The organism is Massilia sp. Root335 (genome assembly GCF_001425685.1).
GTDB lineage: Bacteria > Pseudomonadota > Gammaproteobacteria > Burkholderiales > Burkholderiaceae_D > Telluria > Telluria luteola.
In genome coordinates, this window is the sequence record NZ_LMCY01000028.1 from 134,367 (window position 1) to 155,171 (window position 20,805).

At 70.7% G+C, this 20,805-nt stretch carries 20 protein-coding genes; 5 read left to right on the plus strand and 15 right to left on the minus strand.

Annotated features, from left to right (window positions below):
* The first annotated feature begins 27 nt into the window (after positions 1–27).
* On the plus strand, positions 28–1,284 hold the full coding sequence (locus ASC93_RS16365; protein WP_056444278.1) for a DUF3472 domain-containing protein: 1,257 nt from the start codon (positions 28–30) through the stop codon (positions 1,282–1,284).
* Between the two features lie 46 nt (positions 1,285–1,330).
* On the opposite strand, the gene mdcH is transcribed toward ASC93_RS16365, so the two are convergent.
* From mdcH to mdcA, 9 genes are all read right to left on the minus strand, one after another.
* Positions 1,331–2,257 carry a malonate decarboxylase subunit epsilon gene (gene mdcH / locus ASC93_RS16370; protein WP_056444281.1) on the minus strand — a complete coding sequence of 309 codons (927 nt, stop codon included), beginning with the start codon at positions 2,255–2,257 and terminating at the stop codon, positions 1,331–1,333.
* The gene (locus tag ASC93_RS16375) at positions 2,254–2,856 is read right to left on the minus strand and encodes a malonate decarboxylase holo-ACP synthase (protein WP_056444283.1); all 603 of its coding nucleotides are present in this window, start codon (positions 2,854–2,856) and stop codon (positions 2,254–2,256) included. Before ASC93_RS16375 ends, mdcH begins: the two co-directional genes overlap by 4 nt.
* Position 2,857: 1 nt before the next feature.
* On the minus strand, positions 2,858–3,622 hold the full coding sequence (gene madM / locus ASC93_RS16380; RefSeq protein WP_056444286.1) for a malonate transporter subunit MadM: 765 nt from the start codon (positions 3,620–3,622) through the stop codon (positions 2,858–2,860).
* 11 nt (positions 3,623–3,633) lie between these two features.
* Positions 3,634–4,041: a malonate transporter subunit MadL gene (madL, locus tag ASC93_RS16385; RefSeq protein WP_056444289.1), complete on the minus strand. Its 408-nt coding sequence runs from the start codon at positions 4,039–4,041 to the stop codon at positions 3,634–3,636.
* 77 nt (positions 4,042–4,118) lie between these two features.
* Complete coding sequence (gene mdcE, locus ASC93_RS16390; protein WP_229412753.1) at positions 4,119–4,946, minus strand: biotin-independent malonate decarboxylase subunit gamma; 828 nt, start codon at positions 4,944–4,946, stop codon at positions 4,119–4,121.
* A complete protein-coding gene (locus ASC93_RS16395) occupies positions 4,943–5,791 on the minus strand; it encodes a biotin-independent malonate decarboxylase subunit beta (RefSeq protein ID WP_056444295.1) in 849 nt (282 codons plus the stop codon). The genes mdcE and ASC93_RS16395 overlap by 4 nt, the downstream gene beginning before the upstream one ends.
* The gene (locus ASC93_RS16400; protein WP_056444298.1) at positions 5,788–6,096 is read right to left on the minus strand and encodes a malonate decarboxylase subunit delta; all 309 of its coding nucleotides are present in this window, start codon (positions 6,094–6,096) and stop codon (positions 5,788–5,790) included. Before ASC93_RS16400 ends, ASC93_RS16395 begins: the two co-directional genes overlap by 4 nt.
* Positions 6,097–6,098: 2 nt before the next feature.
* Positions 6,099–6,986 carry a triphosphoribosyl-dephospho-CoA synthase gene (locus ASC93_RS16405; RefSeq protein WP_157201976.1) on the minus strand — a complete coding sequence of 296 codons (888 nt, stop codon included), beginning with the start codon at positions 6,984–6,986 and terminating at the stop codon, positions 6,099–6,101.
* Positions 6,980–8,641, minus strand: a complete 1,662-nt coding sequence (gene mdcA, locus ASC93_RS16410; protein ID WP_056444304.1) for a malonate decarboxylase subunit alpha — start codon at positions 8,639–8,641, stop codon at positions 6,980–6,982. Before mdcA ends, ASC93_RS16405 begins: the two co-directional genes overlap by 7 nt.
* 126 nt (positions 8,642–8,767) lie before the next feature.
* Between mdcA and ASC93_RS16415 the strand changes: the two genes are divergently transcribed.
* Positions 8,768–9,703, plus strand: coding sequence for a LysR family transcriptional regulator (locus tag ASC93_RS16415; RefSeq protein WP_056444307.1), 936 nt, complete (start codon positions 8,768–8,770; stop codon positions 9,701–9,703).
* Positions 9,704–9,862: 159 nt separating this feature from the next.
* Positions 9,863–11,950 carry a bifunctional diguanylate cyclase/phosphodiesterase gene (locus ASC93_RS16420; protein WP_056444310.1) on the plus strand — a complete coding sequence of 696 codons (2,088 nt, stop codon included), beginning with the start codon at positions 9,863–9,865 and terminating at the stop codon, positions 11,948–11,950.
* Here ASC93_RS16420 and ASC93_RS16425 read toward each other — a convergent pair.
* Positions 11,881–12,933 carry an NAD-dependent epimerase/dehydratase family protein gene (locus ASC93_RS16425; protein ID WP_056444313.1) on the minus strand — a complete coding sequence of 351 codons (1,053 nt, stop codon included), beginning with the start codon at positions 12,931–12,933 and terminating at the stop codon, positions 11,881–11,883. The two genes, ASC93_RS16420 and ASC93_RS16425, sit on opposite strands and share 70 nt — an antisense overlap.
* A gap of 116 nt (positions 12,934–13,049) precedes the next feature.
* On the opposite strand from ASC93_RS16425, the gene ASC93_RS16430 reads away from it, so the two are divergent.
* A complete protein-coding gene (locus ASC93_RS16430) occupies positions 13,050–13,955 on the plus strand; it encodes a LysR family transcriptional regulator (protein WP_056444316.1) in 906 nt (301 codons plus the stop codon).
* A gap of 13 nt (positions 13,956–13,968) precedes the next feature.
* Here ASC93_RS16430 and ASC93_RS16435 read toward each other — a convergent pair whose 3' ends face one another.
* The 5 genes from ASC93_RS16435 to ASC93_RS16455 all read right to left on the minus strand — a co-directional run bounded on the left by ASC93_RS16435 (position 13,969) and on the right by ASC93_RS16455 (position 17,720).
* Positions 13,969–14,604 (minus strand): response regulator transcription factor, encoded by a 636-nt coding sequence (locus ASC93_RS16435; RefSeq protein ID WP_056444319.1) that lies wholly within the window; start codon positions 14,602–14,604, stop codon positions 13,969–13,971.
* Between the two features lie 128 nt (positions 14,605–14,732).
* Positions 14,733–15,365, minus strand: a complete 633-nt coding sequence (locus ASC93_RS16440) for a response regulator transcription factor (protein ID WP_082548097.1) — start codon at positions 15,363–15,365, stop codon at positions 14,733–14,735.
* Complete coding sequence (locus ASC93_RS16445; protein ID WP_056444325.1) at positions 15,358–16,128, minus strand: sensor histidine kinase; 771 nt, start codon at positions 16,126–16,128, stop codon at positions 15,358–15,360. The genes ASC93_RS16440 and ASC93_RS16445 overlap by 8 nt, the downstream gene beginning before the upstream one ends.
* Before the next feature lie 117 nt (positions 16,129–16,245).
* Positions 16,246–16,800, minus strand: a complete 555-nt coding sequence (locus ASC93_RS16450) for a Dps family protein (protein ID WP_056444327.1) — start codon at positions 16,798–16,800, stop codon at positions 16,246–16,248.
* Positions 16,801–16,868: 68 nt separating this feature from the next.
* Complete coding sequence (locus ASC93_RS16455) at positions 16,869–17,720, minus strand: PEP-CTERM sorting domain-containing protein (protein WP_056444330.1); 852 nt, start codon at positions 17,718–17,720, stop codon at positions 16,869–16,871.
* A 219-nt stretch (positions 17,721–17,939) separates the two neighbouring features.
* Here ASC93_RS16455 and prsT point away from each other — a divergent pair, with 219 nt between their 5' ends.
* Positions 17,940–20,732 (plus strand): XrtA/PEP-CTERM system TPR-repeat protein PrsT, encoded by a 2,793-nt coding sequence (gene prsT, locus ASC93_RS16460; protein WP_056444333.1) that lies wholly within the window; start codon positions 17,940–17,942, stop codon positions 20,730–20,732.
* The last annotated feature ends 73 nt before the right edge of the window (positions 20,733–20,805 follow it).

Genomic DNA, 20,805 nt, shown 5'->3' on the forward strand with positions numbered 1-20,805 from the left:
CTTTTCACGATGACGAAGGAATCGACGATGAAACGAAGAAGCCTCATGCTGTCCACCCTCGCGCTGCTGGCGGCCGCCGGCGTATCGGCCACGGCCGGCGCAGCGGATTACCGCGTCGCCCTCGCCGGCAATGCGTTCGTCACGCAGGCGCCGGCCAACGCGACCGAAGAAATCAACGACGGCGGCCTCGCCAACTGGACGAGTCCCGCCACCGTGACGAGCATCTGGTTCCGCATGGCCACGGCCGGCAGCGCGACGCTCGCGCTGGACGCGCGCCTGGCCGGCAGCTCCACCAGCCGGATCCGGGCCACGGTGGCAGGCAAGGATTACGATCTGACGCTGTCCGGCAGCGCCCAGGCGACGTACCCGATCGGCACCATCGCCGTGACGGCGCCCGGTTATGTGCGCGTCGACCTGAAGGGCGTGAACAAGGACGGCGGCTATTTCGGCGACGTCGCCGCGCTGCGCGTCACGACCGACGTCCCGTTGAATTATGCGAACGACGCCGAGAATTATTACTGGTCGCGGCGCGGCCCCTCGGTCCACATGGGGTACAAGGTGCCGGCGAATACGGAATACTTCTACAACGAGGTAACGGTGCCGCCGGGGCAGGACAAGATCGGCTCCTACTTCATGGCGAACGGTTTCGTCGGCGGCTATCTCGGCATCCAGGTGAACGGCGCGCACGAGCGGCGCGTGCTGTTCTCGGTCTGGGATGCGGACAGCGGGGCGAAGACGACACTCGTGAACAAGGGCGCGGACGTCGTCGACAACGGCTTCGGCGGCGAGGGCACGGGCGGGCAATCGTACCTCGTCTACGACTGGGTCGCGGGCCACACCTACCGCTTCCTCACGCGCGCCCGGCCGGACGGCGCCGGCAACACGGACTTCAGCGCCTGGTTCCTCGCACCCGAAAAGGGCAACCGGTGGCGTTTGATCGCGACGTGGAAGCGCCCGCAGACGACCACCTATCACGCGGGCGTGTACTCGTTCGTCGAGAACTTCATCGACACGAACGGCTACCTGGGACGCAGCGTCCGCTTCGGCAACCAGTGGGCGCGCGACACGGCCGGCAAGTGGACCGAGATCGCGACCGCGCGCTTCACCGGCGATGCGACGGCCGCGAACGGCCAGCGCAAGGATTACGCGGGCGGTGTCGACGGCGGCCAGTTCTACCTGCGTAACGGCGGCTTCTTTGCCGATTACGTGAACATCAACCAGAACTTCACGCGGCCCGCGACGGCGACGCCGCCGGCCGTGGACGTGAATTCGCTGCCGCAGTGAGTTCGGGGGCGCGCGCCGTCGTCGTCGAGGTGCCGCGCCGCGCCGGCTACTGGCCGTCGCGTGCCGCCTGCACGAGCGTGTCGAGGCGGTTGCCGTCGGCGCACAGCGCGCGGCCGGCTCCGAAGTCGGCGTCCTGTGCGAGCCGGGTCAGCACCGATCCGCTGGGCATTTCCACCGCCACGCGGGCGCCCCGTTCCCACGCGTGGCGCAGCGTGTCGGCCCACAGCACGGGCCGCGCCATGTTCGCGGCGAGGTCGGCGACGATCCGGTCGCCGTCGAACAGGGCGCGCGCTGCGCTGCTGCTGATGTACGTGATGTGCGGACGCCGGCAGGCCACCTGCGCGGCGGCGCAGGCGAGCGTGCGCGCCTGCGCGTCGAGCAGCGGGCAGTGCGACGGCACCGGTACGGCCAGCCGCTCCGCACGGTTGGCGCCGCGGGCAAGCGCCAGATCCGCGACGGCATCCAGTGCCGCATCGCGGCCGGCGACGACGAGCTGGCGCGGCGCGTTCAGGTTCGCGAGATACACGGGCGTGGCGGGGCCATTGACCTGCGCGAGCAGCGGTTCCAGCTGCTGGCGCGTGAGCCCGCCGATCGCGGTCATGCCGTAGCCGGACGGGTAGGCGTCCTCCATCAGCCGGGCGCGCAGTTCGACGAGGCGCACGGCGTCCGCGAAGTCGAGCACGCCCGCGACGACGGCCGCGGGCCACGCGCCGATCGACAGCCCCGCCACCATCTGCGGCGCCGCGCCATGTGCCGCCAGCACGCGCGCCATCGCGACGCCCGCCACCAGCAAGGACAGCTGCACGGCGACCGTGGAGCGCAGCGCGTCAGCGCCGTCCATCGCAAGGACGTCGCGGCCCAGCGCCGTCGTGGCCTCGGCCAGCGTGCGCGCCGCCTCCGGATGATCCGGCAGCGCGTGCAGCATGCCGGGCTTTTGCGCGCCCTGGCCGGGAAAGGTGAACAGGACGCTCATGCGGCCTCCCACGGGTCGTCGACGAGGCGCGGGCCGGCATCGGTCTTGAGCAGCACGCGTCCCCCGCGCGCATGTTCCGCGAGCGCGAAGCCGCCCGCGCCCGTGTCGAGCTGGATGTCGATGCGGCAGGGCTGGCCGTCCTGCAGCGCGGCCAATGCGGCGAGCACGCCGGCGGCCGGCCGGCGCGGCAGGCGCACGAGCAGATCGAGATCGCTCGTCGCGCGCAGCACCGGCAGCCCGCACGCGAGCCAGTAGCCGGCGCCGCCGGTCGGGCCCCAGTCGACGCCCAGCAGGTCCAGCCGCGGCGCCAGCGCGCGCAGGGCCGCGATGCAGGGCAGGTCGCCGGTGGCCGCCTGCGCCCGTGCCGCCAGCATGCGCGGCGTGACGATGGACGCGACGGCGTCGAGTGCGAGATGACCCTTGCAGCGCTCGTTGCGCTGCAGGCCGCGCGCACCGGCGGGCACGATGCCGGGCGGCGTGGCCGCCCGCCGCACGACGAGCGGCGCGCGCGGGTCCAGCCAGTCCGGCCGCACGCCGTCGGCCGTGAATGCGTCCGGGCGATGCGTGAACAGCAGGTCGTGCGGGCGGGGCGCCGGCATGTCAGCCCACCAGCGCGCGGACCGCGAAGTACAGCAGCGACGGGCCGAGGAGGCAGCCGAGGCCCGTGTGGAACGTCGCCACCAGGGCGCCGTACGGCACGAGCTTGCGGTCGGTGGCCGCCAGGCCCGCCGAGACGCCGCTGACCGTGCCGGCCAGGCCGCCGAACACCATCGCCGAGCGCGGGGTCGACAGGCGCAGGAAGCGCGCGGCCATCGGCGTGCCGACCATGACCATGATCGCCTTGACGAGGCCCGTGGCGATCGACAGCGCCATGAGCTCCGAGCTGGCGCCGATCGCGGCGCCCGTCACGGGGCCGACGATGTAGGTGACGGCGCCGGCGCCGATGGTCGTCATGCTGATCGCGTCGCGGTAGCCGAACGCCCACGCCACGCTGGCGCCGACGATGAACGGCAGCACCGTGCCGAGCAGCAGGGCGACGACCCCGACGAGGCCTGCCTTCTTCGCTTCCACGACCTGCACCTCGAACGCGGTGGCGACGATGGCGAAGTCGCGCAGCATGGCGCCGCCCATCAGGCCGACGCCGGCGAACAGGGAGACGTCGGCGAGGCCCTTCTGGCCGCCCGTCTGGATGCCGCCCCAGTAGGCGAGGCCCAGGCCGATGAGGATGGCGATGGCGGAACCGTGCACGCGGCCGAACGTGAGGCGGCGCGACAGCTGCATTGACACGATCATGACGAAGCCCACGAGGGCGAAGGCCAGCACGAGGCCGTTGTGTTTGACGGTCTTTTCAAGGAGTTCGAGCATGGTGGCCTCCGTTAGGCACGTTGGGTGGCGACGCGGGCTTCGGCGTCGGGTTCGGTGCCGGGGGCCGGGCGTTCGCCGCGGTTGATCAGCGAGACGCAGACCGCGCACACGAGCACCGAGCCGAAGGCGGCGAGCAGGGCGACGGGGCCGCCGCGCAGCGCGGCGACGACGTTCTGCTGCGCGGCCATCGCGACGACGACCGGGATGTACATCGCGCCCCAGAAGCCGACGCCCAGCTCCGTCTGCGCCGGCATCAGCCCGCGCTTGTGCAGCCACAGGCGCGCGCAAATCAGCAGGATCATGGCGATGCCGACCCCGCCGACGTTGGTCTTGGCACCCAGCAGCGTCCCGAGCAGGTCGCCCAGGAAGATGCCGAGCAGGTGGCATACGGCCAGCAATGCGGTTCCATAGATAATCATGTGTGTCTCCTCTTCGTCCAAAAAAGGTGGACCGGCCGTGGGTATTGTTGTTGGCGGCCGGGTGCTGCGGCGAGTATCTAGTCGGCGGCCTCCCATTCCGATGCGAGCAGCGCGCGCACCTGGCGCGACGCGCCGCGATGCCGTCCTCGCAGGCGGCTCGACAGGTCGCGGCGCGGGTCCTCGAGGATGTCGGCCAGCGCCGCCTCCAGCGCGCCGTGGACGAGGGCGATGTCCTGCTCGTCCGGCAGCGCGAGGTTCGTCAGTTGCAGCACCTCGTGCAGGATGCCGAGCGAGGCGAAGCTCTTGATGTCGTAGGCCATCGGCGGCACGCTGGCCGCCAGCTTTTCGAGTGCCTCGACGGAACGCAGGGTCACGCGCGCGGCGGATGCCTTGCCCATCGCGTGCACCGCGACGGCCGGGTCGTCCAGCGCGATCAGGCGGTTGGCCTGGTAGCCGTGGGCGAGGAAGGCGCCGGACATCGCGAGGCCGACGATCAGGCCGATGACGGGGTGGCCGGCCTGGCGCGCATCCGCGTAGGCGGCGACGGCGCCGGCGAGCGCCTGGTGGATGCCGTACGCTTCCTCGCGCCGGCCGTAGGCCTGGCTCGGGACGTCGATGACGGCGACGATCGGGCGCTTGGCGGGCGCGTCGCGGTCCATGGCGATCACCTCGCGCACGGCCTGCGCCAGGCGCCAGCCTTCGACGAGGCCCACTTCGCCGTCGCGGGCGCGGGGAAAGGCGTTGTCGGCGTCGGGCACGACGGCGATGTAGCGCGCCGGCCGGCCGGCGAGGATCGCGTCGCAGGCGTGGACGGTCGTCCAGTCGTGCGCGGGGTGGGCGCCGCCCGTGAGCAGGCGCAGCCACATGGCGCCGCGCGACGCGTGGTGGGTGTGAGGGGCCATCATTCCAGTCCTTTCGAATAGATCTCGCGTACGTCGTCCGCCGTCGCCTGGCGCGTCGTGTCGACCCGGTCCAGGCAGGCGAGGAAGCCGGCGGCGCGGTCGCTGCGGTGGGTGGCCGGCACGCCCCGTGCGAACAGGTCGATGACGGTGGCGCGGATGGCCGCCGTGTCGTCGTCGACGCAGGCGTCCGCCAGGTGCGTGGCCGCACGCTGCGCGCCGCCCGTCAGGCCCCAGATCAGGGCGCGCTGGCGCGCGTCGAATTCCGCCACGCCGGCTTCCTGCTCGATCACCTGCGGGCCGTTCAGGCCGAGGCGGGCCTCGCGCGTCATCACGAAGTACGAGCACAGGCCGGCCGCGATCGACATGCCGCCGTAGCAGCCGACCGTGCCCGCGCTGACGCCGACGACGGGCCGGTGGCGGCGCAGGGCGACGATGGCGGACTGGATCTCGGCGATGCCCGCCAGGCCCAGGTTCGCTTCCTGCAGGCGCACGCCGCCGGTCTCGAACACGATCACGGCCTGCGTGGCGATGCCGCGTTCGTTGTCGCGGGCGGCCAGTTCCAGCGCGCCGGCGATCTTGGCGGCGCCGATCTCGCCCATGCTGCCGCCCTGGAACGCGCCTTCGATCGCGAGCACGACGGTCCGCTGGCCCGCGAGCGTGCCCTTGGCGACGACGACGCCGTCGTCGGCCTGCGTGACGAGTTTCTGCATGGCGAGCCACGGCGAGTGCAGGCGTGCGAACGGTCCGGCCAGTTCGCGGAACGAGCCCGGATCGAGCAGCGCCTGGGCGCGGCTGCGGGCGCCCCGTTCGATGAAGCTGTCGCGCGTGAGCAGGTTCTCGATGTTCATGGCCGGCCTCCGTCGTTGGCTTGTTCGTACGCCTGCTCGATGCGCATGCGCACGACGCCCGGCGTCGCGCCGTTGTCGTTGATCTCGATGCGGGCGGCGGGCAGGTCGCCGGCACCGAACACGCGTTCCAGCAGTGCCTTCCAGGTGCCGCCGTAGCCGTCCACGGACGTCTGCACGGCAACCGTCGTGCGCCCGGCGGGGGCCGGCTCCAGCAGCACTTCCAGGTCGCCCGAGCTGACGACGCCGCTGACGGTGCGCCCTGGCGCCGGCTGGCCGGCGGCGAATTGGTATTCCAGTCTTTCCATGATCAATCCATCTCCATAGTCGTTGCGAGCGCGCGTTCGATGCGGTCCAGCAGCAGCGCGGCCGCCAGCAGGTCGGCGGCGCCGCCGGGCGAGACGTGCAGCCGGCGCAGGCGGCCTTCCAGCGTGTCGAAGGCGCGGCGGCCGTTCGGGGTGGCGACGCCGCCGCATGCCAGCACGCGCCGCGCGCCGTCCTGCGCGGTGTCCAGGGCCTTGCGGCCGCCGCGCGCCAGCAGGCAGGTGTCGTCCAGCGTCGCCATCACGGCGAGCAGGGCGTCGACGCGGGCGTAGTGTTCAGGGGCGCCGCGGGCCCGGGCCAGCTTCAGCATCGGCAGCGCGTGGTCGATCACGTGCGGGAAGCCGGCGGCGGCCTGGCCGCGGGCGCCGCCGACGCCGTGTTCGATGCAGGCGCGTTCGCCCTTGTGGCCCGTGCGCACCGGCGCGCCGGGGTCCATGAGTCGGGCCAGGTGGCCGGCGCGCGCGGCGATGGCGGCCGCGTCGCGTTCAGGCGTCGCTGCCGCCGCCGTGACCAGCAGGCCGAGGGCCCAGATGGCGCCGCGGTGCGTGTTGACGCCGCCGCTGGCCGCCATCATCGCGTGTTCGGCGTCGCGCCCGATGGCGCCGATGCGCCGCCGCAGCAGCAGGTCGTCGTCGCCGATGAGGGCGCCGGCGAGCGCCATCTGGCCGAACGCGGGCCGCAGCGCGCACGCCGACGCGCACATCAGCGGCCAACTGAGGTCGCGGTGGGCGCCGGCGCCGCGCAGGTCGACGAGGCCCGGTTTCGGCGTCAGCATGGCTTCGTCGACGAGGGCGCTCACGGCGTGGTGGGCCAGCTGCAAGGCAAGATCCGGCGCGGCCGGCACGAGGATGGGTGCGCGCGCCGTCATCACCAGCTCCTGAACTTGGCGGGCGGTTCGTACAGGCCGCCGGACCAGTCGACCAGCTCCGCGATGCTCTTCGCGGCCAGCAGCGAGCGGGTGGCGTCGGCGCGGCGCACGCCCATGTCCTCGGGCAGCGCGATCAGGCCTTGCTGGCGCATGCGCGCCGTCTGCGTCGGGTCGTGGCGCAGTCCGATCGGCGTGACGCCCGCGACGGCCGCCAGCATCGCCTTGCGCTCTTCCAGGGACTGCGCCTTGTACAGGTAGGCGATGCCTTCTTCGGTGAGGACGTGGGTGACGTCGTCGCCATAGATCATCACGGGCGCCAGCGGCATGCCGGAGGCCTTGCCCACCTCGACGGCGTCGAGCGATTCGACGATGGTCGGCTGGCTGCCGTCCTGGAACGTCTCGACCATCTGCACGACGAGCTTCTTGCCGCGCGCGAGCGGATCGTCCGTCTCCACGAGGTCGAGCCAGGCGGGCGTCGGGTGGCGCCGGCCGTGCGGATCGTGTCCCATGTTCGGTGCGCCGCCGAAGCCGGTGAGGCGGCCGTGGGTGACGGTCGACGAATTGGCCAGGCCATCCATCTGGAGGGTGGAACCGATGAACAGGTCGACGGCATACTGGCCCGCGAGCTGGCACAACGCGCGGTTCGAGCGCATCGAGCCGTCGCGGCCGATGAAGAACACGTCGGGGCGGGCGGCCGTGTAGTTTTCCATGCCCAGTTCGGCGCCGAAGCAGTGCACGCTCTCGACCCAGCCCGATTCGATGGCGGGGATCAGCGTGGGGTGCGGGTTCAGCGTCCAGTTGCGGCAGATCTTGCCTTTCAGGCCGAGCTGCTCGCCATAGGTCGGCAGCAGCAGTTCGATGGCGGCCGTGTTGAAGCCGATGCCGTGGTTCAGCGACTGCACGCCGTGGCGCTCGTAGACGCCGCGGATCGCCATCATCCCCATCAGGATGTGCACCGGCTTGATGAGGCGCGGATCGCGCGTGAACAGGGGTTCGATGTAGAACGGCTTGTCGGACCGGACGACGTAATCGACCCATGCGCCCGGGATGTCCACGCGCGGCAGGTCTTTCGGGTCGTCGACGATCTCGTTGACCTGGGCGATCACGATACCGTCGCGGAACGCCGCCGCCTCGACGAGGGCCGGCGTGTCTTCCGTGCTGGGGCCCGTGTACAGATTGCCCTGGCGGTCGGCCTTGTAGCCGGCGACCATCACGACGTTCGGCGTCAGGTCCACGTACAGGCGGGCATACAGCTCGATATAGGTGTGCAGGGCGCCCACGGAAAGCAGGCCATCCTGCAGGAATTGCGAGATGCGCAGGCTCTGCGCGCCGGCGAAGGCGAAATCGAGTCTGCTGGCGATGCCGCGCTCGAACAGGTCGAGGTGCTCCGGCAGGCTCACGCTGGGCATGATCATGTGCAGATGGTTGACCCGGTCCGGGTCGACCTGCACCAGCGAGCGGGCCAGGAAATCCGCCTGTTTCTGGTTATTCCCCTCGAGGACCACGCGGTCGCCGCTGGCCAGCAGCACCTGCAACGCCTCGACGATGCGCTCGGGCGCCAGCACGGGCCCATCGGCCAGGTGGCTGGCCGCCGCCATCCGGCGCGCCTTCTCGCGGCGCCGGGTGTCCCACTGGCGCGGGGCGGGCGTATTGCTTTCCATGTTGTCTCCTTTGTACGGACGGTAACGCCAGCATAGGAACGGGCAGGACGGCCTTCAATCAACGCGGCGTCCGAATGTTTACTCTCAGGTTAATGATTGGAGTATGCTCCCGGCAGGAGCGACGCGATGATCGATGAAGAGATTACCCTCAAGAAACTGGAAGTCTTCCTGGCCTTCATGCGCCTGCACAGCCTGGCGCGCGTGTCGGAAGAACTGGGCACCAGCACGGTCAGCATCCACCGCGCGCTGCACTCGCTGGAGGAGGGCCTGCGCTGCCCGCTGTTCCGGCGCGAGGGCCGCAACCTGGCGCCGCTGCCGGCCGCCTATGCGTTCGCCAAGCACGCGCAGCGCGCCGTCAGCGAAACGGAAGAGGGCGTGCGCAAGGTGCGCGAACTGGCCGGATTCGCGGGCGGCCGCCTCAAGATCGGGTCCTTGTATTCGCTGACGCTGCGCTGCATCCCGCAACTGCTGATGGGCGTCAAGCTGCGCCGGCCCGAGCTGCAGATCGACCTGACCCTGGGCTCGAACCAGGAATTGCTGCGGGGGCTGGACGAAGGGCGGCTGGACGCCATCGTCATCGGCCTGCAGGCGCCGCTCGACGATGCGCAACTGCTGGCCGTGCCGCTGTTCGAGGACCGGATCCACCTGGCCGCGCCGCTCGGTTCGCCGTACGCCGCCCGCGCCCACGTCGACCTGCGCGACCTGCAGGGCGAAAAATTCATTACCCTCGGCGGCGGCTTCGTCACGTCGGACAGCTTCGACCACGCGTTCCGCCAGGCCGGCTACACGCCGGAGACGATCATGCGCGTGTCCGACATCTTCTCGCTCATCAACCTGGTCAGCGGCGGCATGGGCTACAGCCTGCTGCCGGGCCGCGTGGCCGAGTTCAGCACGCGCATCCAGCTGATCCCGCTCGATGCGCCGTATGCGTCGCACCAGACGATCAGCCTGATCCTGTCGAAGAGCCGCGAGCGCGATCCGAACCTGCTGGCGCTGGCGGCCGAGTGCCGGATGTACGGCAAGGGGCAGCAGCTTGGCCGTGTCGAGGTCGGCACGCGGTAGCGCGTCCGCGGCGTCAGCGCCGGGCCTGGTTGACGGCAATGCGAATAAGCCTATACTCGTTCACACCCGCGCGAACCGGGTAGCGCGAAGCGGCGCTCTGGAGCGAAGTCCCGTCCCGGCCGGGCCACGACAGCCGCATGGAACCCTGCTGGAGATACCGTGGCCAAACGCGTCCTCATCATCTCACCGAGCGCGGATGACATCCGTATCCTCGAACACGCGCTCGGCAATGCGCACGACGGTCCCTTCGACGTCGAGAGCGTGTGCGCGCTGGCGGACGGCGTGGACCGTGTCCGGCAGGGCGGCATCGATGCGATCCTGGTCGACCTGGCGCTGCCCGATGCCCATGGCCTCGACTGCTTCGACCGCCTGTACGGCGTGGCGCCGCACACCCCGATCCTGACGCTGTGCGAGCTCGAGAACGAAGAGGAAGCGAAGGAAGCCGTCAGGCGCGGCGCGCAGGGCTGGCTGTCGAAGGGGTACTTCGACAATTACCTGGTGCCGCAGTCCCTGCTCAACATTATCGAACGCATGAAGGTGGAGCAGGGCTTGTACGTCGCGCAGGCGCGCGCCGAGATCACGCTCAATTCGATCGGCGACGCCGTCATCTCGGCCGACATGTGCGGCGGCGTCGATTACCTGAACGTCGCGGCCGAAAAGATCACGGGGTGGACGCGCGAGGAGGCGTGCGGCCATCCCGTCACCGACATCCTCAACATCATCGACAGCGCCACCGGGCACCCGATCACCAATCCCGTCGAATACGTCCTGCACAGCGATCGGCCGCTGGGCCTGGCCGGCGAAGCCGTGCTGGTGGACCGCAGCGGCAAGCGCGTCCCGATCGAAGACTCGGCGGCACCGATCCACGATTGGGACGGGCGGCTGGTGGGCGCCGTGATGGTATTCCGCGACATTTCCGACCACGTGGCGCTGGCGTTGAAGATGCGGCACCAGGCGCAGCACGACTTCCTGACCGGCCTGCCCAACCGCATGCTGCTGAACGACCGCATCACGCAGGCCATCGCCCTGGCCAGGCGCAGCGATTGCTACCCCGCGCTGCTGTTCCTCGACCTCGACAAATTCAAGCACATCAACGATTCGCTGGGGCACGCGGTCGGCGACCGGTTGCTGCAAGCCGTGTCGAAGCGGCTGGTCGACTGCGTGCGCGCCTCCGACACGGTGAGCCGCCACGGCGGCGACGAGTTCGTGATCCTGCTGGCCGACGAACGCCAGGCGCAGAATGCGGCGCTGACGGCCGAGAAGATCCTGCTGGCGCTGTCGGTGCCGTTCGTGCTCGACGAGCACGAGCTGCACACGTCGACGAGTATCGGCATCAGCGTGTTTCCCGACGACGGCACCGAACCCGCCGCCCTGATCAAGAACGCCGACACCGCGATGTACTACGCCAAGGAGCGCGGGCGCGCGAATTACCAGTTCTTCCGCCACGACATGAACACGCGCGCCGTGGAGCGGCAGCTGGTCGAGAGCAATCTGCGGCGGGCGCTGGAACGGTCCGAATTCAGGCTGAACTACCAGCCGAAGGTCGACCTGGCAACCGGCCGCATCACCGGCGTCGAGGCCCTGCTGCGCTGGGAGCATCCGGAATGGGGGCTCGTGCTGCCCGACCGGTTCATTTCGATCGCCGAGGAGTGCGGCCTGATCGTTCCGATCGGACGCTGGGTGCTGCGCGAAGCCAGTGAGCAGGCGGTGCGCTGGCGCCGCGCCGGCCTCCCGGCGATATCGATCGCGGTGAACGTATCCGCGCTCGAATTCCGCCACCGCGAATTCTTCGATCAGGCCATCGCCATCTTCGACGCCACCGGCGTCGATCCGACCTGCCTGCAGCTCGAACTGACCGAGAGCGTGCTGATGCGCGACGTGGCCGCCAGCGCCGACCTGCTGGCCAAGTTCAAGGCGATGGGCGTGCAGATCGCCGTGGACGACTTCGGCACCGGCTACTCGAGCCTGAGCTACCTGAACCAATTCCCCATCGACGTGCTCAAGATCGACCAGTCGTTCGTCCGCGCCATCGATGCGGGGGCGGGCAGCAACGGCGCCATCGTCAGTGCCGTCATCGGCATGGGCAAGAACCTGCATCACCGTGTCGTCGCCGAAGGCGTCGAGGCCCAGGCGCAGCTGGCGTTTCTCAAGGCGCACGATTGCAACGAGGCCCAGGGCTACTGGTTCAGCCGTCCGGTCAACGCCGCCGCCATGGGCGCGCTGCTCGGCGCCGGCGTGTGTTCCTGACGGTCCGCCGGCGGCAGGCAGCCCAGTCCGACCAGCGCGCGTTCGACGGCGTCGTCGAGCGGCGTGTGCGGCTCGGCGCCCAATACGTCCACGAGGCGGGCGTTGTCCAGCCGGACCGGCTGGCGCCACAGGTAACGCATTTCCTGCAGTTCGCGCAGCGTCTCGTTGAACGGCGCGGCCAGCCGCACGAGCCACCACGGGAAGGCGCCGACGGATGCCCGGGCGCCGCGGCGCGCGACGACGCGGCGGATGGCATCGCACATGGCGCTGCCGTCCGGGTCCCAGTGGCCGGCCATGTGGAAGCGGGCGAACGGATCGAGCTGTGCGCGGCGTTCGATCAGCGCGGCCATCGTCGCCGCCACGTCGGGCAGGTAGGCCCACTGGTGGCCGACGCCAGGTGCGGCCGGGTTGGCGATGCGGCCGACCGGCTTGCCCGGCTTGACGAGGCTTTGCGCGAACCAGTTGTTGCCGGCGCGCGGGCCGAAAAAATCGCCGGACCGCACGATCAGCACGCGCCCGCCGCGCGCCGCGTGGGCTTCCAGCGCCGCTTCCATCCGCACCCGCAGGCCGCCCTTGCGCGTGGCGGGATGCTGGGGCGCGTCCTCTTTGAGGAGCGGGAATGCGTCCGGCCCGTAGTTGTACACGGTGCCGGGCAGCACGACGAGCGCACCGCTGGCGGCGGCCGCCGCGATGGTGTTGTCCAGCATGGGCAGCACGAGCTTGCCCCAGTTGCGGTAGGCGGGCGGGTTCACGGCGTGCACGATGACGGCGCAGCCCTGCGCGGCGCGCGCCACGTCGGCGCGGTCCAGCGCGTCGCCGGCCATCCACGCGATGCCGTCCGTATCGACCGTCTCCGCGGCCAGCCCGCGCTTGAGGCCCCGCACCTGCCAGCCGTCCCGCGCGAGCCGGCGCGCCACCTCGCCGCCGATGCCGCCGCTGGCGCCCAGTACCAGTGCCGTTTTCTGTTGGTCCGATCCGTTCATGCCATCCTCCGTGTGTGGTAAGTGTGGAAACCGTGGAAACTGTTGACAGCGTAACCGTTCGTCTGGCTCAATGGAATTGCATTACCTTCACCAGCAGCTATACATTTTTGTAGAACATGACGATCGAATGGGAATTCTATCGGGCCTTCCTCGGCGTGCTGCGCGAAGGCTCGCTGTCCGGCGCGGCGCGCGCGCTCGGCGTGGCGCAGCCGACGGTCGGGCGGCACGTGGCGGCCCTGGAAGGCGCATTGGGGCTGGTGCTGTTCACGCGCTCGCAGGCGGGCTTGCTGCCGACGGAGGCCGCGCACGCGCTGCGCCCGCACGCCGAGGCGATGGAAAGCACGGCCGCCGCGCTGGAGCGCACCGCATCCGGCTTGCGCGGCAGCGCGGGTGCGGCCGCCGGCGCGGTACGGATCAGCGTCAGCGACGTCGTCGGCGTGGAAGTGATGCCGGCCATCGTGGCCGGCCTGGCGCGGCGCCATCCGGCGCTGAAGGTCGAACTGGTGCTGTCGAACCGCGTGCACGACCTGCTGCAGCGCGAGGCCGACATCGCCGTGCGCATGACGGCGCCGCGCCAGGAACAGCTGGTGGCGCGCCGCGTCGGCGCGATCGAGCTGGGTTTTCATGCGCGCGCCGATTACCTGGATCGCCGCGGTACGCCGGCCACGCTGGACGACCTTTCCGCGCACGCCCTGATCGGCTACGACCGGCCGACGCCGTTCGTGCGCCAGGCCGCGAAGGCGCTGCCGGGTTATGCGCGCGAGCGCTTTGCGCTGCGCACCGACAGCGACGTGGCCCAGCTGGCGTTGATCCGCGCCGGGGCCGGGATCGGCGTGTGCCAGGTGCCGCTCGCCGCGCGCGCGCCGGCGCTCGTGCGCGTGCTGCCGGACGCGTTCTCGTTCCGGCTCGACACGTGGGTCACGATGCACGAAGACCTGCGCGCCAGCCCGCGCTGCCGGGTCGCGTTCGACGCGCTCGTGGCTGGTCTCGGCGCCTATATCGGCGTGCAGTCGCCGCCGTAGGCCCGGCGCGCGGTCACAGGTCGATGAAGCCGCGCTGGACGGCCAGCGTGACGGCGTGCGCGCGGTCGTTCGCGCCCAGCTTCACGAGGATGGTGCTCATGTGCGTCTTGACCGTCGTCTCGCCGATGTGCAGCTGCTGGCCGATGCCGCGGTTCGAATGGCCGACGGCCGCGAGGCGCAGGACGTCCAGCTCGCGCGGCGACAGCGCGTCGCCGGCATAGTGGATCGCCACCTCGCGCCGCAGCGCCTGCGGCAGGATGTGCGAGCCGTTGTACACCTCGCGCACGGTGGCGGCCAGCTCGCGGCCGGGCACGTTCTTCAACAGGTAGGCCGAGGCGCCGGCCTTGAGCGCGGCCGCGATGCGCGCGTCGCCGTCGTAGGTCGTGAGCACGACGAGGCGCGCGTCCGGATGCATGCTGCGGATCGCGCGGATGGCTTCCAGCCCGTCCTTGCCCGGCATCTGCAGGTCGAGGAGCGCGACGTCCGGGCGGTGGCTCGTGAAGAAATGGATGGCTTCGTCGCCGTCGCGGGCCTGCGCGACGACCTCGATGCCGCCGTGGGCGGTCAGCGTGGCGGCTATGCCTTCGCGCATCATCGGATGGTCGTCCGCGATCAGCACGCGGATCGGCGAGGTGCTGGGAGGGTTCATGCGGTGTTTGCGGTGGCATGGTACGGCACCCGATTGTACAACATCGACAATACCGGGGTCAGAGCCCGGTTTCAGGCAATTTCCCAAAATCGGGCTCTGACCCCGAAATGTCGACCTCTGCGGGCCTTTCAGTAGGCGTGGATCAGCCCCCGCCGCGCCGCGACGCACGCCGCTTCGGTGCGGCACGAGACGTTCAGCTTGGAGAGGATGTTGTTGACATGGTATTTGACGGTCCCGACGCCGATGTTCTCGGCGCGGGCGATCATCTTGTTGCTCATGCCGGCGGACAGGTGCGCGAGGATTTCCAGTTCGCGCGGCGACAGGCTGTTGCCGTCCACGCGCCCCGCCAGTTTTTCGGCCAGGCCCGGCGCGAGGTAGCGGCGGTTGGCCGCCACCTGGCGCACGCACAGCACGACCTCGTCGAGGCCCGACTGTTTGAGCAGGTAGGCGCTGGCGCCGGCCAGCAGGCCGCGGTGCACGTCCTCGTCGCCGTCGTAGGTGGTGAGGATGACGATGCGGGCGTCGGGCACGACGGCGCGGATCTTGCGGATCGCCTCGACCCCGCCGCCGCCCGACATGTTCAGGTCGACGAGCATGACGTCCGGCCGCAGGCGCAGGTATTGTTCGACGGCCGTGACGCCGTCGCGCGCTTCTCCGACCAGCGCCAGCGCCGGCTCGAGCCGGACCAGCGCGGCCAGGCCGGCCAGGATCAGCGGGTGGTCGTCCGCGATCAGCAGCGTGATGGGGCGCGGGTCATCCACGGGCGGCCTCGCCGGCGCTCGTGGCGGCATGGCGGGCGCGCGGCAGCGCGAAGCCGGCCGTGCAGCCGTGGTCCGGATTGGCCTCGAGCCAGATGCGGCCGTGGTGTGCGTCGACGATGGCGCGGCAGATCGCGAGGCCCAGGCCGAGGCCGTGCACCTTGGTCGTGACGAGCGGGTCGAACGCATCGAACGCCGTCGCCGCGTCGATGCCGGCGCCGTTGTCGCGCACGGTGACGACGACCGTGCCGCCGGCGCCCGCGCGGGCGCGGATCGCCAGCCGGCGCGGCCGGCCGGGGTCCGTGCGCAGGGCGTCGACCGCATTGCCGACGAGGTTGCGCAGCAGCTGGCGCAGCTGCACCGGATTCGCCCGCACGATGCGCGCGCCGGCGGCCAGGGTCACGCGGCTGGCGATGGCGTGGCGGCGCAGGTCGGCCGCGTAGTCGGCCAGCACGTCGTCCACGGCCGCGTCCAGGCGGCAGTCGCCGTGGCCGGCGCGGACCTGGCCCGCGAGCGCACGCACGCTGTGCACGATGGCGCTCGCGCGCTGCGACGCGTCCAGCACGGCGCGCAGCGCGGCCTGGGCCTGGGCGGGCGCCTGGGCGCGTTCGATGCAGCGCAGGGCGGCGTGGGCGTGCAGGGCGATGGCGGCCAGCGGCTGGTCGACTTCGTGGGCGATCGACGCGGCCAGCTGGCCGATCGCGGCCAGGCGCGCCTGCCGGTCGGGCTCGAGGCTGGGCGCCGGCGGGGGCGGGTGGATGGTCATGGCGGCTCCTCGTCCGGTGATCGGCGGCGCGCACGGGAATGTCGCGCCGCCACACGCATTGTCGGGACGAAGGCGGGCCGGGTCCAGCTATACGAACGGATATCCGACGGCGGTCCGTCAGCCGCGTTCCGCCTGCAGCGCCAGGTGCTGGCCGATGAACCAGCTTTGCAGTTCGTTGGCGCGCACGACCTGGCTGACGATCAGGTCGTTGCTGCCGTCGTCGCCGGCGTCGGCCGCGTGGCGGGCCAGCGGGCGGGCGTCCAGCAGGATCGTCTCGTGGGCGCCGGCCAGGCGCTCCAGCTGCGCGTGGGCCGACTCGCGCCCCCGTGGCGCGCGTGCGATCGACGATTCGCCGGCCACGTCGCCCGCCAGCGCGAACGTGACGCCGCCCAGCGTCTGGATGCGCTCCGCGAGGGCGTCCATGATCGTCACCTGTTCTTCGTAGTGTTTGTCGAACAGCAGGTGCAGTTCATAGAACGTGGCGCCGGACGTCTGCCAGTGCGCCTTCTTGTACGCGTCGCGTAGCGCCATCGTGTGGGCCAGTAGGCGGTTCAGCCCGCGCACGCTTTGCGAACGGGTCTGCTCGGGCAGGCCGATGTGCACGGGCGCGAGCGCGCCGAATTCCTGCACGACGCCGGCATTGTCGGCATTGACTTGGGGGGAGTGGTCCATGGGGTTCTCGCAAAAGGATGACACCCCGAGTCTATCCGCGCCGCGCGGCGCGGACACTGGTCCAAAGATCAGGCGGCGGCGCCGGGCGGCAGCGCCCGTCCGCCGCGGCGGCGCGCGGCGCCCAGTGCGCCCAGGCCGAGGAGCAGCAGGGCGGCGGTGCCCGGCAGCGGCACGTGCACGTTCTTGGCCAGGCCTTCGATGACGTCGTTCTGGCAGGTTTCGCCCCAGTGCATCGCGAACGAGCTGTAGTCCAGCAGTTCCGAGCCGCTCAGGTCGATCTTGAACGTGAGGGCGCTCTGCGCCGGATTGGTCCTGTTGGTCGTGACGGACCAGGTGCCGGCGAGTCCCGTGTCCTTGACCGAGGTCGACTTGGTGTTGACCGCCGTTTCCTCGTTCTCGCGGTAGTTGCACGAGGTGCCGCAGCTGATGTAGCTGTTGGAATTCAGGATGTTCTGCGCGTTCGTCGCGCCGTTCAGCGCATACAGCTTGAACGTGCCGCCCGTGTTGCTCCAGCGGTTGTTGAGCGCGAAGCCGTAGTCCCAGACGGTGCCCTTGGTCGCGTTGTCGGTGGCGTAGTGATTGCTGCTCGTGCCGGCCGCGTTCCACGTATCCGACAGGAAGACGTCGCCGTAGCCGATGCCCTTGCCGGTGGCGCCCGTCAGCGGGTCCTTGCCCCAGGACGAACTCACGCCCGCCTTGCCGGCGAACGCAGTCGTGATCGTGATGGTCAGGACGTCGCCGGCCCGCGCGATCGTCGCCTGTGAAATGTCGTACGTGCTCCCGCCGATGCTGTCGGCGGCGCCCTTGTTGTCCGCACCGTAGTAGGCGGTGGTGCCGGAATCGAGGATCGTGGCGGCGCCTGCATGGCTGACGCCGAGTACGCAGGCGGCCGCGACGGCCAGCTTGAGCGCGTTTTTCACAGACTCTCCTCAAATATTCGCACGTTGACCAGTTTCAAACGCAATCATGCCACAGATAAACTTAACTTGTAAATAAATTATTTAATATCAATAAGCGGTTGTGATTTTTTTGCAACCAAAAAGTGCGCCGTGGTATCACGGCGATGCCCGATGGGTTTTGCTTGCCTTATCGGGCCTTGCACCACGAAAATAAGCGATTAATCCATATCAAGATCACCGATGCCGACCCGACCTCCCGCGCACCCGCGCCGCGCCAGCCGCCTGGCGACCGTCCTGCTGGCGGCCGTCCTGGTCGCGCCGCTGGCCGCCTGCAACCGGCCGACCGCCGCCCAGCAGCGCGCGCACGCGGTGCAACTGCGCAGCCAGGGGGATTTCCGGGGCGCGCTCATCGTCCTCAAGAACGCCCTCGACGCGGAACCGGCCAGCACGGAAACGCGCTACCTGCTGGCCCGGACCTACCTCGACCTCGGCGACAGCACGACGGCCGAAAAGGAAGCGCGGCAGGCGCTGGACCGCGGTTACGCGCGCGGCCCGGCCCTGGCCGCGCTGGCCGCCGCGCTCGTGATGGAAGGGCAGCACCGCAAGGCGCTGGACGAGACGAGAGGCGGGCCCGACGACCCGGCGTTGAGCGTCGCGCGCGGCGACGCCTCGCTGGCGCTGGGCAAGAACGACGAGGCGCGGGCCGCCTACGAACACGTGCTGGCGCAGCATCCGGACGACCCGGCGGCCCTCGTGGGCATGGGCCGGCTCGCGATCGTCGAAGGGCGCGGCGACGCCGCGCACGGTTACGCCGACCGCGTGCTGGCCCGCGATGCGCGCAATGTGGATGCCTTGATGTTCAAGGCGGACCTGGTGCGCGCCGGGGACCATCCGGAACAGGCGCTGGCGCTGTACGACCGGGTGCTGGCCGTCAGCCCGCAGCACCGCACGGCCCACGTGGAAAAAGCCTATCTGGCGATCGGCCTGCGCCGCCCGCAACTGGCCCAGGCCGAGCTGGACCTGGCGGCAAAGGGCGCACCCGCCAGCCTGCTGGTGGGCTATACCCAGGCGCTGCTCGACTATTCGACGGACAAGCCGGACGCGGCCCGCGACGTGCTGTACAAGGTGCTCAAGGCCGTGCCCGACCACATGCCGAGCGTGCTGCTGGCCGGCGCCGTCGACCTCAGGCTCGGGTCGTATTACCAGTCGGAGCAATACTTCCGCCGCTACCTGGAGCGCAATCCCGCCAACGTGTACGCGCGCAAGATGCTGGCGCAGGCCTTGATCGGCTCGGGCCACGCGGACGACGCGCGCGCCGTGCTGGAACCCATGCTGGACGCGCGCCAGCTGGACGCCCAGGTGCTGGGCCTGGCCGCCGACGCCGACATGCAGTCGCACCGCTTCAGCCAGGCGGCCGACCTGTTCGCCCGCGCGAGCGCGCTCGATTCCACATCGGCGTCGCTGCGTACGGGGCTGGGCCTGTCGCGCCTGGGCGAAGGTGCGACGGACGACGCCGTGCGCCAGTTGCAGGCCGCGACGACGCTCGACAAGAACTCGCTCGAAGCGGGCGAGGCGCTCGTGCAGGCCAACCTCAAGCTGAGCCGGCGCGACGCAGCCCTGGACGCGGCGCTCGCACTGGAACGCACCCAGCCCGGCAAGCCGCTGGTGCACGCCCTCAAGGGCCAGGTGCTGGCGGCGCAGGGCAAGCCCGACGCGGCCCGCGCCAGCTTCGCGCACGCGCTGGCGCTCGATCCGTCGTACTACCGCGCCGCCGCCGGCCTGTCGCAGCTGGCGCTCGACGCGCAGCAGCCGGGCGAGGCGCGCCAAATCCTGCTGGCCTTCCTGGCCCGGAACAAGGCCAGCGTCGACGCGATGGCGGGCCTGGCGGCGCTGGCCGGCCGGGCCCACGACCAGGCCCAGGTCACGCACTGGCTCGAGCAGGCCGCCGCCGTCGACCCGCGTGCGATCGGTCCCGGGGTCGAACTGTGCGCGCAATACCTGCGCACGCAGCAGGCGGACAAGGCGCTGGACCTGGCGCGCCGCCTGCAGGTCAGCCATCCGGAAGACCCGGACCTGCTCGACCTGCAGGGCAAGGCGCAGCTGGCGCGCGGCGACCTGCCGGCCGCGCTGGAATCGTACAAGCAGCTGGCGCAGGCGCTGCCGCGCTCCGCGCCGGCGCTGATGCAGGTGGCGGCACTGCGCCTGCTGTCGAACAACCCGACGCAAGCCGAGGACGACCTCAAGAGCGTGCTGGCGATCCAGCCGGACTTCCCGTCGGCCCAGCTCGAACTCGCGGCGCTGTACGTGCGCAAGGGCTCGCCCGATCTCGCGCTGATGCTCGCCGACCGCATGCAGCGCCAGCATCCGCAGGGCGCGGCCGGCTTCCAGCTGCAGGGCGACATCCTGATGGCCAAGCACCAGCCGGCGGCCGCATTGCCCGCGTACGAGCATGCCTACGGCCTGCACACGACGAACGAACTCGCGATCAAGATCGACAGCGCGCTGCGCGAGGCCGGCCGCGTGGCGGAAGCGGAGAGCCGCCTCGGCAAATGGCTGGCGGCGCACCCGGACGACCTGCGCGCGCAGGCCTACCGCGCCCAGACCTGGATCGGCGCCGGCGACTTCAAACGCGCCGCGGCGCAGCTTGAAGCCGTGCTGCGGCGCCAGCCGGACAACGCCGTCGCCCTGAACAATCTCGCCGTGTGCTACCAGGCGCTGGGCGACGCGCGCGCGCAGGCGACCGCCGAAGCGGCGCTGCGCGGCGCGCCGAAACGGCCGGACGTGATGGATACGCTGGGCTGGATCCTCGTCGGCACGGGCGACGCGGCGCGCGCCGTGACCGTGCTGCGCGCGGCGCATGCGCTGGCGCCCAAGGCGCGCGACATCCGCTACCACCTGGCGGCCGCGCTGGCCGCCAGCGGCGACAAGGACGGCGCGCGCAAGGAATTGGACAGCCTGCTGGCCGGCGACATGCGCTTCGCCCAGGCGGACGATGTGCGCAAGCTGTCCGCGCGCCTGAAAGCGGGCGGCTGACGGCGCTCCGGCCGGCCCGGCCCGGCAAGCGGATTCCGGCGCGACGCGCCCGGCATACTCCTGTATCGTTGCG